Genomic DNA, 14,042 nt, shown 5'->3' with positions numbered 1-14,042 from the left:
GTTATAGAAATAAATGGGAGTGGCTAGCGATTAACCACAGCCATGAACATTAAAACTGCCTTAAACCTAAGTTGACAGCTTTTTTTTAATCTTAGTTTGCCACTCAAGTGCAAGCTCAGGGAGTTCAAGTGCGGCTAATAATAAGCTTTCATAATCTGGGTAGTGTTTATCAAAAAACGCCTGAAACAAGGTTTTTACTGAAATATTATGCTCAGCTTTATGCTCAATAGTAACTGCATCCCCTGTTTTAGCAATACCTTGCTCAAGCACTCTAAAATAAACACCCGTGTGATAATACTGAGTAAACAGTTTTAGGCTTTGTTTATTATTAAGGGCTATAGCCAATTTAAAGCATGGCACACGGGGCTGGCTTACTTCAAGCAGTGCGCTGCCAACGCGAATACGATCCCCTATATGAATATTTTGCTCATCAAGGTCTGATATTGTAAAGTTTTCACCAAAGGCACCTACTGCTAAATCATCATTCTCAAGTGTGTGTTTCCAATAAGCATAATGATTGTGCGAAAACGCATAAACCGCCTTATCAATACCGCCGTGATTGACTAAATCGGCTTGTTCATCACCTATTATATTTAGCTTTTCAATGACAACAGGCTCATTGGTTGGCGTTTTAAAAATACCGGTTTTGACCTCTTTTCCGTTATGCACAACCGTTTTTATTTTAGAGACATTGGTAGATATTATATGCATTTATTTAATTGCATCCTGTTCGATACTTTGCCATTTACTCAGTGCTTGCTTGTCGCTTTGTTTAAACTCAACCCAGTTAGATGAATCTTTAAAATGCTCTTTTTTCCAAAACGTAGCGTGGTTTTTTAAGTAATCCATTATAAATTGTGCGCCTTCAAACGCGGCTTGGCGGTGGCGGCTGGTTACGCCAACAAATACAATCTGCTCACCAAGGGCTAAATAACCGACTCGATGAATAATGCTTATGCGGGCAAGTTGCCAGCGTGTTTGCGCTTGTTCGGCTATAGATCGCAGTAGTTGCTCAGTCATTCCTGGGTAGTGCTCAAGCTCAAGGGCGATTACGTTATCGCCGCTACTAAATTCTCGAACCAGCCCTGTAAACGTCACTACGGCACCATCACTTTTGTTATTACTACAAAGTGCGCCATGTTGCTCGCCTACTGAAAAATCCATCGTTTGTACTTTAATGCTTATACTCATTAGCCACCTGTAACAGGTGGAAAAAAAGCAAGTTCATCCCCCGCTTTCACAAGCTCATCGCTTGATGACATAGTTTGATTAAGCGCACACAATACATCACGCTCTTCAAGCCATGCCTGCCAATGCGGGTTTTGCTCAACCAGCATGTGTTTAAACGATTTAATGCTAAGGGAGTACGCTATATCTACGGTTAACTTATCGCACTTTAGGCGTTCTTTAAGTTGGCCAAAAAACAGTACGTTTACGTGCCCTGAAGCTGCATTCGTATTATTTAAATTAGTCTCGCTGCCAGCTGCCATGCTTGCCTCCTGCTTTTTGCGTTACACGTATACCGTGTATTTCCATGAGCGGATCGGCGGCTTTACACATATCAAATAATGTTAGAGTCGCCACAGATACAGCGGTGAGTGCTTCCATTTCAACGCCCGTTTTACCCGCCAATTTACAGTAGCTGGTGACTTTAATTTGGCTATTTGCTTCATCAAGCTCAAAATCAACAGCTACTTTACTCAGTGCCAGCGGGTGACAAAGCGGAATTAAATCGGCGCACTTTTTGGCGCCCTGAATACCTGCAATGCGGGCAACGCCTAGCACGTCACCTTTTTTATTTTGATTAAGCAACACTTGCTCAAAAGCGTGTTTGCTCATTTTAATATAGGCCTCGGCAGATGCATCGCGCAGAGTAACCTCTTTTAGCGATACATCAACCATGTTTGCTTGGCCATTTTCGTCTACGTGGCTCAGCATATTATTGCTCTCGCGATTCGCATTTTTTACCAATAGTAATATGCGGGGCAAAGTTACATGGCTTGTGCATTGAGTCTAACTGATCTTTTATAATACCTGTCCAGGCTGTTTTACATGCGCCCGTAGAGCCAGGCATACAAAAAATAACGGTGTTATTGGCAAGGCCTGCCAACGCACGCGATTGAATAGTTGAGTTACCTATTTCGCCGTACGAAATATGTCTAAATAGTTCTCCAAATCCATCTACGCTTTTATCAAACAACGGTGAAAATGCCTCTGGTGTTGAGTCGCGCTCGGTAAAACCCGTACCACCGGTTACTAAAATAGCGTGAATGGTGTCATCGGCAATCCACTGCGATGCAACTGCTCGCATTTGATAAACATCATCTTTAACGATGTCTTTATCCGCTAAGTGATGGCCTGCCTCAGTTAGCGCTTTAATTAAATAATGGCCTGAGGTATCCGTAATTTCATCGCGTGTATCGCTTACTGTCATTACGGCAATGTTTAATGCTATTTGTGACTCAGTTGTGTGGCTCATAGGGTTCTTCTCAGTAAATTAGATTTGTGTGGGTCAAATTGCTCGTTAACAGCTTTAAATTGCGCCGGTGTATTGGTATTAACAAGTGCGTGCGCTTTATTACATTTTAGCGTTTGCACACCAATACTACGGGTAAACTGTTTAATTGATTTATGACTATTTGCGTTTATGAGTAATTGTTTTAAATGACGTTTAACGCTTTGGGTGTTACGAATATACAGGGGTAACGGTTCATTTTCAAAGTGCCACGCATGTATTTGTGGCTGATTTGTTTGAAAGTGGGAATTATCGCTCCCTGCAGATGCAATTTGCGATAATAACGTGCAAGTAAGCAATGGCATATCAACAGCGGTTACAAGTATATCTTGCTCTGTTGCCATTAAGGTTGAATAAATCCCGCCAAGCGGGCCAGAATCTGGGTATATGTCAGGTATATATTGCCCATTAGCACTTTTTACATTACGACTTATAAGTACATTACTTGCTCCTGCTGCTTTTAATAATTCACAGGCATTTTGTAGTAATGTTTTATTTTTTAAAATGAGATTGGCTTTATCGCTACCCATTCTTGATGATTGCCCTCCGGCGAGTACAACCCCCGTAAATACTGGTTTATTGCTCATTTTAGCCGCCCAGCATAGCTAAATGGGTTGTGGCACCCGTTAAGCGCTTATCAAGCTCATGGCTAATCGTTTTATTGCCCATTGCTGCTTGAATAGCGTTTACAGTGGCTGGCGTATCTTGCTCATTTAAATACGGGCGTAAGTCTATTCCCTGCTCAGCAAATAAACATAAATGTAGCTTGCCTAATGACGATACTCTTAACCGGTTACAGCTTTTACAAAAATCTTTACTGTAAGGCATAATTAAGCCAATGCGGCCCTCAAAATCGGGGTGACAAAACTCCTCTGCAGGGCCGTTTAATTTACCTCTCACTACCTGTAACCAGCCTTGTGCTAAAAGCTGCGTTTTAACACTTTGCCCGCTTAAATGGTTTTGTTCAAAAAAGGTGGCACCATTACCTGTTTCCATTAATTCGATAAAGCGTACCGTTACTTTTTTATGCTTCACCCAGTCTAAAAAATCCTTCAATTGGTTTTTGTTAAACTGCTTAGCAAGCACTGCATTTATTTTTATATCTTTTATGCCCAGCTCAATTGCCCGGTCTATCCCTTTTAATATATGTGTTAGCTTGTCATGTCCTGTAATTAATTTAAACATGCTCGGGTTTAAGCTATCAATACTAATGTTGAGCGCATCTAAGCCTGCACTATAAAACTCATCAATTTTATTAAATAAGTTAAAACCATTCGTTGTTATGGCTACTTTTTCTATACCTGGCGTTTTTTTACATAGCTTTATAATGTCGGTTAAATCACTGCGTAAACACGGTTCGCCACCTGTAATACGCACTTTTTTTGTGCCAAGTTGCGCAAACGCATTTACTAAGGTGTTTATTTCGCTTTTATTTAAAAAGTTACGCGGGGTATCGCACTGATACCCGTTTGGTAAACAATAGGTGCAACTAAAGTTACACACATCGGTAATTGAGAGGCGCAAATAATTAAACTGCCGACCAAATTGATCATTAAGCATATGCTTCCTTGGTGTTTATATTATTTTTCTAAATAGCACTTTAAATGACAACCGCAACATCAATACTGTTAGCGTTTTTTGTACCATGTTGCTTTATTAATTGGCTTAACTGCGTTTTACACGAACCACAGTTAGTGCCGCATTTTAATTTAGACCCCAATTGATCCACTGTATTTGCACCACTTTTAATGGCATTTATAATCGGCTGCTCACGTACTTTAAAGCAGCTACATACTTGTGCGCCTTGGGTAAACTCTTCATCGGGCGTGGCATACAGCAATGACTGTAATTGGCTAAAGGTTATTAAAGGCTCTGCAAATAAATGATTTATCCACTCAAGTGATATGTCTTTTTGAGCTGACGAAACAACCGCAACAAACACTAACTGCTCGTTTTGAATACATTGAATATGCATTGCTTTTGCACTGCCCATTGCCGACCACTGCCCTTGTAACCCTGTAAGGGTTTGGCAATAATAAAGTAAGTCATTTTGTGTTTCATTAAGTGCTAACTGGTAGTTAACACTATTACTTGCGTTAACTTTAAGCCAAAAATCACTGGTTATTTTAAGCTCTGTTTTGCTAAAAATTTGCATGTACTGAGCAAACTGCGCTTTAACTAAATCAACGGCACCATGTTTGCATTCAGCTTGGCCCGAAATAGGGTCTACAACCGATTGATAAAGCCCACTTACCGTAGCGGATGAGGCAAATTGCTTGTTCCAGTGGATAGGCATAAAACACTCACTTTTACGCACGGCATCCGTTATTTTGGCATGAGCTGTAACCTGCCCAGTTTTAGCATTGGCAGTTATTAAATCGTTTGCTTTTATATTTAGTCTGCTGGCATCAATGGGGTTTATTTCAATGTATGGGCGGGTTATATGAGTAGAAAGCGCTGTACTTTTTCCGGTGCGGCTCATTGTATGCCATTGGTCGCGTATTCGCCCTGAGTTCATTACAAAAGGGTAATCGCTTGATGTTTGCTGCACAGGAAGTTTGGGCGTTATAGGTATAAAGCGGGCTTTTTTATCTGCTGTGCTAAATTGTTTATTAACAAAAACCTGCCCGTTTTTATATGGCTCATTTTTTAGTACCGGCCACATAACGGGTTTTAAGTTATCGTATTGCTGCTGCGAAAGCCCTACTAAGGCTGATAAATTTAATAGCCTATCACCATTATTTTCAAAATCAGTAAGTTGCGCCCATTCTTCAAAAATGCCACTTGGGTCTGTAAAATCAAATCCTTCAAAGCCCATTTTTTTGGCAACTAAGCACATTATTTGCCAATCGTTTTTAGCTCCTGAGAAAGGCTCAACTAGTGGGCGTTGCCTTGATATTCTACGTTCTGAGTTAGTCACTGTGCCGTTTTTTTCTCCCCATCCGGTTGATGGAAACGCCACATTAGCAAATTTTAGCGTATCACTTTTGGCAATACAGTCAGACACAACCACCAGCTCACATTGCTCAAGTGCATTTTGTATTGCTGCGTTATTAGGTAGGCTCACCATAGGGTTGGTTGCCATTACCCAAATAGCTTTTATTTTTCCTTTGGCGATTTCATCAAACATATCAATAGCATTACACCCTGCTTTTTTAGCTATTGTTGGTGATTGCCAAAAACGCTGCACTAACTGTTGATGCGCTTCGTTTTCAATGTCTAAATGTGCTGCTAATTGATTTGCTAAGCCACCTACTTCACGCCCCCCCATTGCATTAGGTTGCCCAGTTATTGAAAACGGGCCACAGCCAGGTTTTAACAATTTGCCCGACGCTAAATGCGCATTTATAATCGCATTACACTTATCAACCCCTGAGCTTGATTGGTTAATACCCATTGAATAAAAACTAATGGCGGTTGGACTTTTTGCAAATAAGGCGTAAAAGTCACTGACTAGCTGCTCGTCGATATCACAAAAGTCACTTACCGCTTTTACACTCCACTTTTTCGCCTGGGCAAGCGCTGTTTCGAAGCCATTTGTATGCTCGTTAATAAATTGCGTATCTAAATAGTTATGTTCACTTAAATAATTAAGTAGGCCGTTATAAAGTGCCCCGTCGCTGCCTGGTTTTATATTTAAAAAGGTATCGGCAAGTTCGGCTGTATCGGTTTTTCGCGGGTCGATAACCACTACTTTCATGTTTGGATTAAGCTTTTTTGCGCGTTCCATACGCTGGTATAGAACCGGGTGAGTCCAAGCCGCATTCGAGCCAATTAAAATAAGTAGCTCAGTTTGCTCTAAATCTTCGTAAGTACATGGCACTACGTCCTCACCAAACGCACGTTTATAACCGGCAACCGCCGATGACATACACAGCCTTGAGTTTGTATCTATATTACCTGAGCCTATGTAACCTTTCATTAATTTATTGGCAACGTAGTAATCCTCAGTGAGTAACTGCCCCGATACATAAAACGCAACCGATTCCGGCCCATGCTCTTTAATAATGGCGCTAAACCTATTCGCAACGTATTTTGTTGCAGCATCCCAACTGGCAGGCTCGTTATCAATAAGAGGCGACGTTAAGCGATTATCACTGCCGGTGGTGTCAAGCAAATGCGTGCCTTTAACACACAAGCGGCCAAAATTAGCGGGGTGCTCGCGCGTGCCTTCAAGTTTTGTTGGGGTATTATTTAATAATGAAATATCAACCCCGCACCCTACACCACAATAAGCGCAGGTAGTTTGTTTAAGCAAAGGCGTGTTTGAACAAGTGTTTAAAGTTTCCATACTGCTCTCATATTTTTAGCGTTAAGCGCTCTGTGATACAGGTTCATCTACAGGGATAAGGGTGGCTATTTTATTATTAAGTGCGCTACTGATAACGCTTTGCACTAATTTTTCACAGCCTCCACAGCCAGTACTTGCTTTAGTGACTTGCTGCACATCACTTAAATCGCTGCAACCTCGCATAACAGCGTGTTCAATGGTGTGTTTTGTAACCTTGTGGCACGCACAAATAATGGCATCACTTGGTAAATCATCAGCACTTAGCTCACCAGTATCTCCTGCAAGCGGCATTATTAAAGACTCTGCGGGCACACTAAGCTCTATACTATTTAAGTGATACTGCAATAAGTTATCGTATTCGCTGGTATCGCCAACAAGTACAGCACCTATAAGTTTGTTGCCTTGCTCATTAGTGACAACTTTTTTGTAAATACCGTTTGGCTGATCTTCAAAGTAATAGCTAATTGCGCCTTCACTGCGTGCATGGGCATCACCAATTGAGCCCACTTCAACACCCATTAATTTAAGCTTAGTGCTCATATCCGCGCCGCTAAATTCATCAGTATTGTTTGAATAGTTGCTTAAAGGTGTGTTTGAAGCTGCACTTGAAGAAAGCTGTTTTAAAACATGCCCCGCCGCTACTTTTGCCATCGCGTAGCCCGGTGCTACAAGGCCAAAAATAAAGTTATTCCAAAGGGCGCATTCGCCTATTGCGTATATGTTTTTATCACTCGTTTGGCAATGGTTGTTTATTACAATGCCGCCGCGCTCACCTATTTCTAAATTAAACTCGCGAGCTAAATTATCGTATGGGCGAATGCCGGCTGAAAATACAATCATGTCGGTTTCTAAGGTTTGACCACCTTTAAAGCACATTTTATAACGGCTATTTTCACCCTCAATAATTTGCTCTGTCGCCACTGAGGTATGCACTGTCACGCCGAGCTCGGTAATTTTATTTTTAAGTAATCGCCCACCAGCACCGTCTATTTGCACACCCATAAGTTGTGGCGCAAATTCTATGACATGGGTTTGTAAGCCAAGCTGCTTTAAGGCGTTGGCAGCTTCTAGCCCTAATAAACCACCACCAATAACCACGCCTACTTTACTACCTTGTGCTGATTTTTTTATGGCGTGTAAATCGTTAATGGTTCTATAAACTAGGCAATGCTCACGTTCTTTACCAGGAATGGGTGGCACAAATGCAAATGAGCCCGTTGCCAGTATTAGCTTGTCGTACGCAAATGACTCGCCTTTAGAGGTAGTCACCGTTTTTGCATCGCGGTTTATATCAACCACTTTAGAATGTGTATGAAAACTAACTTGCCAATCTTGATAGGTTTTACTGCAGGTAAGAGCTAAATCGTCTTCGGTTTTACCTTTAAAAAATGACGAGAGTTGTACGCGGTCATAAGCGAGGCGATCTTCACCACTGAGCACGGTAATATCAACATTTTTACTATCACCTTGTTGCGATACTAGCTGCTGTACAAAATGATGCCCGACCATTCCGTTTCCTACGACGACAACACGCTGCTTACTTGGCATTAAAATCACCTGTTTGATTTAAAGTACTCAATGCATAAATGAGTACTTTAAACGTATAATTTGTTATGTAGTTGTTATAGCAATATGCAAGCCAGATATATAAATATTATATTTCAGTAACTTAACCAAATTGGTGCTGTGAAAAAGAAGTGAAAGCACCACAAGTTGGCGCTATTGCACCAACTTGTAACGCTTTAAATTATGAGGGCTAAAATTTAGCGCTTACCCACACCCATAGCTTTTGGGTATCGACTTTGCCTGCCGCGCTATCGCCTGCTGAATAATCGGCATATTTAGCGCCTACGGCATAGGTTTTATTAATAGGCTTAACGTATTGCACATTGAGCTCTGAGCCTAAATCATCAACCCCATTGACGCTGTCGCTTGCATCAAAGTTGTGATAAGCCACTAACCATTTACCGTCAAAGGCTTTACCATTTAAGCTAACATAAGTGTCATCAAGTCCTTGTGCTGGGGTTGCTAAAAAACTATCAGCCCAACCATTAAATTTATGCATTGTGGCAAGTGGCGTAGCAAAACCATAATCGCCATTATCAGAACCCAGTGATTCAACACCGGCTTTTAATGTTACGGTTTCAATGCCTAAACCGTCTAAATCAATACCGCCTTCAAAGGCATAATAATCAGCGTCAAAATCACTCGTGCTCGTTGATGCAGATTGCGTGGCGTACTCTGCTTTGTAGTAAAATTTAATGTCGCTGAGCGTTTTATTACCATTAAAAGAAATACCGTAGGTATCTAGGCTGTCATCATCTACTGCGTCGTTACTTAATAGGTAACTGTATAAAACTACCTTACCTACGCTTGTTTTATAACTTGCATTAATTAGGTGATCTGATGAATCAATATCTTTGCTATCAGCAAATATACGGTTGCGCTTATTTATGTAGCTATAGTGCAAGTTAATATCATTAAACGTGTAATTTACTGTTGCAGCATCAAAGGTCTGTCTGTCTTGCCTAAAGCCAACGTGGCCCACAAATCGTTGTCCATCAAGCGCTATTACTTGCCTACCCAATTTAATTGATAAAGCATTTTTCGCGTATTTTATAAAACCTTGATCCACTTCTGTGATTTCTGGGTCGGCTATTACTGAGTAATTAGTATTTTTACCCAATGTATTGTTGTAATCGTCTGCACCTAACAGGCTTCGGCTGTCTTCAACTTCAATAAGTGCAGAAAAACCATTCACTTCATCTGTCTTATGAGTAAGGCGTGTACGCAGCGTTAAGCTACTTGCATCTTTTAACGCGTTATCTTGCTCTGCACTTTCAAAACGCAGTCTAAAGTTAAGATCGGTTTGCGCCGCTTGACTTATTGAAGACGCAGTTAAGCTACCCAGTATAAAAATAATAGGTAAGTTTTTTTTATGATTTAACATGTTTATCTCTTAATTTTTAATTATGAGTACACACACCAAGGCTATAAACAAACACAACGAAATACTTTTCCAGACTAAAACCGGATCGCGTTTCATTATTGAGTCTTTCGGGGCGGTACTTTTTAAATGTGGATTAGGTTTATTGATATCACTTATAAATTCAGAAAATGCGTGGTATCTGAATTCGGGTTTGGGAGCCAATGCTTTCATTAAAGCCTGATCTAACCAAAACGGGATATCTGCTCTGTGTTTACGAATACTTGTGTATTGCCAGTGACTGTAATCTTTTGGTACATGATTATGCGCAAGTGGCTGATACGGCAATTTTGAACATAATAATTCGTACGCAACAACGCCTAGCGAAAATAAATCACTTTTAAAATCGGCATGCATAGTAATAAGCGTCTCTGGTGCGGTGTAATCTACCGTACCTTGCGGGCAATCATCAGCAATTTGCTTTACCGACTCATCCATTGCCGCAACACTTACCGTGCCGTAATCGATTAATGTTACTTTGCCGTGAGCGTCTATCATCACGTTATCGAGTTTTAAATCGCGGTGCACCATATCCAAGCGCTGAAACGCTCTAAGTGCTTGTACTATTTGTTCAATAATACTGCGCACTTGGGTAATTTCTGGGTGCGGCACATCATGCTTCCAATCACTTAGTGTTTGCCCGTCCATGTATTCGCAAATATGATATAAAAATCGGCTTTGCGATTGCGTATTTAAAACTTTCATTACATTGGGGTGATTAATACGTTGCCCCACCCAGCCTTCTCTTATGAAGCCTTGAAGGTAGTGCACATCATCTTCAAAATTTACCGAAGGCGCTTTTAATACAACAGGCGGCGTATCGGGCGTTTGTTGCACTAAATAAATGTGCGAGCGGCTACTAGCGTGTAATTCGCGGATAACAGTAAAGTCATCAATTTTTTGGCCAACCTTTAACGGTGGCGGAATTTTTCGCCTAGTTAAAGAGTGATATAACTCGTCTAAATTTTGTTTTGCAATACTATTCACTTTTACAAGTAGGCAGCTTACGTTGTCGTCACTGCCTCTTGCTATGGCAAGCTCTGTCACTGCTTTTGCTGCGTGCTCTAAATTAGTATGCTCATCAATTAGCTTTTGTATATCACTGTATGGCAACACATCGTGTACACCATCGCAGGTAAGTATGTAAATATCATCCGCTTTAAGTTCAACTTCGTATACATCAATTTCTTGATGAAGTTGTGCGCCTAAAGCTCGCGTTAGGGTATCGTTTACTTTATGGTCGCGTGTTATCGCCTCCATACTTTTTGCACGTAAACGCGTAATTCGGGTATCACCTAAATGAAAAATATAACCCGTGGCCGATTTTAAAATAAGCGCTGTAAACGTGGTCATCCAATCTGCTTGGCGCTGGCCAAGGTGATTATAGTTAACCGATTGCGAATACAGCCACTGATTTAAACTGGCCAATACCTTAGATACCGACTTTTTAACGGCCCAACTTGGCGGTGTATTTAAATACTCATTTATAAAGTGCGTTACCGATAACTGTGACGCCTGTTTAGCATTTTTTGCTGATGAACATCCATCGGCCAAGCAGGCAATAACCCCTTTTGACTCTTTTTCTTGCGCTTGAGTATTAAGAGCAGCAAACGCATCTTGGTTTTCGGTTTTTATACCTTTGCTACTGTGCCCACCAAACTCAACGTTAAGTTCGTTTGTAAGTGCGCTGGCTTTTTGGGTTTCATCAAACATAAATATGCCTCAAGTCACAGAAATAAGTTCAACGGTGCCATCTTCGTTTACTTCTGTGATGTGGCCATCTGGTTCTTTCATGAAAAATAATGCACCTAAACCTAACAATGCACTGGCAGCGATAATCATAAAGAAGGTTTGGTAATCAACTAACGAGAGCGCCGTTAAATATACAACAGCCCCTACATTACCGTAGGCTCCCGTCATACCTGCAATTTGTCCAGTTAAACGGCGTTTGATAAGCGGCACAGCCGCAAATACAGCGCCTTCCCCTGCTTGCACAAAAAACGAACACGCCATGGCAGCTGCAACTGCAAGCCAAAGCGGCCAGCTAGCGTCAACTAAGCCCATAACAAAATAACCTACAGCTAAGCCTGTGGTAAGTACAATAAGCGTTTTACGACGACCCATTCTATCTGAGATCCAACCACCACCCGGGCGAGAGGCTAAGTTCATAAATGCATAGGCTGATGCAAGTAAACCTGCGTACACCATATCAAGGCCAAACACCTCACTAAAAAATAATGGCAACATAGATACAACGGCAAGCTCTGAGCCAAATGTTGTAAAATAAAGAATATTTAAAACTGCCACTTGTTTAAATTCGTAACGGTGTGATTCAGGAACAGGTTGCTTAAAAATATGGCCGTTTATGTCGTACGTTTTATAAACTTCGTAAAGATAAAGCAGCACCAAAAATACATATGTACCAATAACAAAATTTTCTGAAAGTAAGTTTGCGCCAGTAGGCGATAATTTCCAAGTAAGTAGTGCTAAAGCACCGTACATAGGTAGCTTCATTATAAGAAGTAGTACAAAGTCGCCTTTACTCGTTACTTCCATTGCTCCTACTTTTTTAGGCTTAAAGTAAGTGCCACCTTTTGGCGTGTCAGTTACGTTTACGTACCATATAACACCAAAAATTACACTTAACACACCCGTCAAGCCAATCGCGTAGCGCCAACCATCATCACCGCCAAACATAAGCGCGAGTACTGGTAACAACATAGCAGCCGCCGCCGAACCAAAGTTACCCCAGCCACCGTAAATACCCTCGGCTGTACCCAACTCATCTGCCGGGAACCACTCGCTCACCATGCGAATACCAACAACAAAACCCGCACCAATAAAGCCAAGTGCAAAACGCGCGATAGCGGCTTGCTCAAACGTAGTGGCCAATGCAAACATAAAACACGGAATACTACACGTAATGAGTAAAGCCGCATAAACAATACGCGGCCCAAATTTATCGGTAAGCATACCCACCACAACACGCGCAGGAATGGTTAGTGCCACATTTAAAATAAGCAGCGTTTTTACTTGTGCCATAGTAATACCCAGCGAACCCGCTATAGCGCCTAATAATGGCGCATGGTTAAACCAGACAAAAAATGAGATAAAAAACACCATCCAGCTTAAATGCAGTATTTTCATTTTTCCGCTAAACGATATGAGATTAAACCCAGTACTCGGTTGCATGTTATTTTTCCTTAGTTACGTTTGTAGTTATTTATAGCAGTTACTACTTTATTATTAATTACACTGCTGCATTTGTTAATTTCACGTTAACCATTCTGAGCAATTAGTGAGCCAATAATTTATTTTATTAGAAATCATTGACTTATATTTTTTCTAATTCGTTATAATTTTCATTTGCACTGTTAAGGTAATCAATGTGAGCACTAACAGTGCAATTACTTTTAACCCCGTTCTTGCCCACATATTCTAAAAATTGCTATTGTGTATAAAAATAATGAGAAGCCGCTAATGACTAAACCAGCCCTGACTTACCAACAACAACTGCGCTACTCGCGTCATATAATGCTGCCTAAATTAGATATAGAGGGGCAAGAAAAAATATGGCAGTCTCATGCGCTCATAGTAGGCTTAGGTGGTTTAGGCTGCCCGGTTGCACAGTACTTAGCAGCATCAGGAGTAGGAACCTTAACGCTTTTAGATAACGATGTAGTCGATGCGACTAACTTGCAAAGGCAGGTACTTTATAAACAAACAGACGTAGGGTGCTTAAAAACACACGCGGCTAAAGCACAGTTAGCGAGTCTAAATGATGAAATAGATATACATACAATCGATGCATTTTTAGATGAGCAGTCAACGCTTGACGAGTTATTAAATAATATTGATATAGTAATCGATTGCTCTGATAACTTGCCCACACGTAACTTACTCAATAACGCCTGTTATAAAACAAAAACACCGCTAGTTTCAGGCTCTGCAATTAGAATGGAAGGCCAAGTTGCCTGTTTTACAATGCAGGAAAATAGCCACTGTTACGCGTGCTTATCGCAGTTTATGTCTGATCAAACACAAAGCTGCTCAGAATCAGGGATACTCTCGCCGATTGTAGGGCTAATTGGCAGTATTCAAGCAACAGAGGCACTAAAAATGCTTGCGGGTTTACCAAGCGGCTTGAGTAAACACTTATTGCTGGTGGATGGGCTCAGCATGGAGTTTAACCGCTTTAAAATCCCTAAAAATAGCCAGTGCCCCACATGTAGTCAATAACTCGGGTTTTG

The 14,042-nt window shown here is 41.0% G+C and carries 13 protein-coding genes; 1 reads left to right on the top strand and 12 read right to left on the bottom strand.

The features are described from left to right. Nucleotides 1-66 precede the first annotated feature (66 nt). The 12 genes from ATS71_RS14540 to ATS71_RS14485 form a co-directional block, all read right to left on the bottom strand. Nucleotides 67-711: an MOSC domain-containing protein gene (locus tag ATS71_RS14540; protein WP_058405475.1), complete on the bottom strand. Its 645-nt coding sequence runs from the start codon at nt 709-711 to the stop codon at nt 67-69. Next, complete coding sequence (moaE, locus tag ATS71_RS14535; RefSeq protein WP_058405474.1) at nt 712-1,191, bottom strand: molybdopterin synthase catalytic subunit MoaE; 480 nt, start codon at nt 1,189-1,191, stop codon at nt 712-714. Next, nucleotides 1,191-1,490, bottom strand: a complete 300-nt coding sequence (locus ATS71_RS14530; RefSeq protein ID WP_058405473.1) for a MoaD/ThiS family protein — start codon at nt 1,488-1,490, stop codon at nt 1,191-1,193. Before ATS71_RS14530 ends, moaE begins: the two co-directional genes overlap by 1 nt. After that, nucleotides 1,468-1,938, bottom strand: coding sequence for a cyclic pyranopterin monophosphate synthase MoaC (gene moaC, locus ATS71_RS14525; RefSeq protein ID WP_058405472.1), 471 nt, complete (start codon nt 1,936-1,938; stop codon nt 1,468-1,470). The genes ATS71_RS14530 and moaC overlap by 23 nt, the downstream gene beginning before the upstream one ends. A 1-nt stretch (nt 1,939) precedes the next feature. Further along, on the bottom strand, nt 1,940-2,479 hold the full coding sequence (moaB, locus tag ATS71_RS14520; RefSeq protein ID WP_058405471.1) for a molybdenum cofactor biosynthesis protein B: 540 nt from the start codon (nt 2,477-2,479) through the stop codon (nt 1,940-1,942). Then, entirely contained in the window at nt 2,476-3,102 is a 627-nt protein-coding gene (locus ATS71_RS14515; protein WP_058405470.1) for a molybdenum cofactor guanylyltransferase, read from the bottom strand. The genes moaB and ATS71_RS14515 overlap by 4 nt, the downstream gene beginning before the upstream one ends. A 1-nt stretch (nt 3,103) precedes the next feature. After that, nucleotides 3,104-4,075: a GTP 3',8-cyclase MoaA gene (gene moaA / locus ATS71_RS14510; protein ID WP_058405469.1), complete on the bottom strand. Its 972-nt coding sequence runs from the start codon at nt 4,073-4,075 to the stop codon at nt 3,104-3,106. 40 nt (nt 4,076-4,115) lie between these two features. After that, nucleotides 4,116-6,806, bottom strand: a complete 2,691-nt coding sequence (locus tag ATS71_RS14505; protein ID WP_058405468.1) for a nitrate reductase — start codon at nt 6,804-6,806, stop codon at nt 4,116-4,118. 21 nt (nt 6,807-6,827) lie between these two features. Then, nucleotides 6,828-8,354, bottom strand: a complete 1,527-nt coding sequence (locus tag ATS71_RS14500; RefSeq protein WP_058405467.1) for an FAD-dependent oxidoreductase — start codon at nt 8,352-8,354, stop codon at nt 6,828-6,830. 208 nt (nt 8,355-8,562) lie between these two features. Then, nucleotides 8,563-9,756, bottom strand: a complete 1,194-nt coding sequence (locus ATS71_RS14495; protein WP_058405466.1) for an alginate export family protein — start codon at nt 9,754-9,756, stop codon at nt 8,563-8,565. A 9-nt stretch (nt 9,757-9,765) separates the two neighbouring features. Then, nucleotides 9,766-11,505, bottom strand: a complete 1,740-nt coding sequence (locus ATS71_RS14490; RefSeq protein ID WP_058405465.1) for a bifunctional protein-serine/threonine kinase/phosphatase — start codon at nt 11,503-11,505, stop codon at nt 9,766-9,768. Between the two features lie 9 nt (nt 11,506-11,514). Next, complete coding sequence (locus tag ATS71_RS14485) at nt 11,515-12,984, bottom strand: NarK family nitrate/nitrite MFS transporter (RefSeq protein WP_058405464.1); 1,470 nt, start codon at nt 12,982-12,984, stop codon at nt 11,515-11,517. 288 nt (nt 12,985-13,272) lie between these two features. On the opposite strand from ATS71_RS14485, the gene ATS71_RS14480 reads away from it, so the two are divergent. After that, a complete protein-coding gene (locus ATS71_RS14480; RefSeq protein ID WP_058405463.1) occupies nt 13,273-14,031 on the top strand; it encodes a HesA/MoeB/ThiF family protein in 759 nt (252 codons plus the stop codon). Nucleotides 14,032-14,042 lie beyond the last annotated feature (11 nt).

Source organism: Pseudoalteromonas sp. H71, from assembly GCF_001468485.1.
Classification (GTDB): Bacteria; Pseudomonadota; Gammaproteobacteria; order Enterobacterales; family Alteromonadaceae; genus Pseudoalteromonas.
The sequence above is the reverse complement of the archived record's forward strand: the minus strand, read 5'-3'. Positions and strand labels throughout refer to the sequence as shown.

Bases quoted from the DNA above. Each gene is read 5' to 3' on its own strand.
- ATS71_RS14505 (WP_058405468.1), bottom strand. From the start codon at position 6,806: ATGGAAACTTTAAACACTTGTTCAAACACGCCTTTGCTTAAACAAACT.
- ATS71_RS14530 (WP_058405473.1), bottom strand. From the start codon at position 1,490: ATGGCAGCTGGCAGCGAGACTAATTTAAATAATACGAATGCAGCTTCA.
- moaB (WP_058405471.1), bottom strand. From the start codon at position 2,479: ATGAGCCACACAACTGAGTCACAAATAGCATTAAACATTGCCGTAATG.
- ATS71_RS14495 (WP_058405466.1), bottom strand. From the start codon at position 9,756: ATGTTAAATCATAAAAAAAACTTACCTATTATTTTTATACTGGGTAGC.
- ATS71_RS14515 (WP_058405470.1), bottom strand. From the start codon at position 3,102: ATGAGCAATAAACCAGTATTTACGGGGGTTGTACTCGCCGGAGGGCAA.
- ATS71_RS14480 (WP_058405463.1), top strand. From the start codon at position 13,273: ATGACTAAACCAGCCCTGACTTACCAACAACAACTGCGCTACTCGCGT.
- moaA (WP_058405469.1), bottom strand. From the start codon at position 4,075: ATGCTTAATGATCAATTTGGTCGGCAGTTTAATTATTTGCGCCTCTCA.
- ATS71_RS14485 (WP_058405464.1), bottom strand. From the start codon at position 12,984: ATGCAACCGAGTACTGGGTTTAATCTCATATCGTTTAGCGGAAAAATG.
- moaE (WP_058405474.1), bottom strand. From the start codon at position 1,191: ATGAGTATAAGCATTAAAGTACAAACGATGGATTTTTCAGTAGGCGAG.
- ATS71_RS14490 (WP_058405465.1), bottom strand. From the start codon at position 11,505: ATGTTTGATGAAACCCAAAAAGCCAGCGCACTTACAAACGAACTTAAC.
- ATS71_RS14540 (WP_058405475.1), bottom strand. From the start codon at position 711: ATGCATATAATATCTACCAATGTCTCTAAAATAAAAACGGTTGTGCAT.
- ATS71_RS14500 (WP_058405467.1), bottom strand. From the start codon at position 8,354: ATGCCAAGTAAGCAGCGTGTTGTCGTCGTAGGAAACGGAATGGTCGGG.
- moaC (WP_058405472.1), bottom strand. From the start codon at position 1,938: ATGCTGAGCCACGTAGACGAAAATGGCCAAGCAAACATGGTTGATGTA.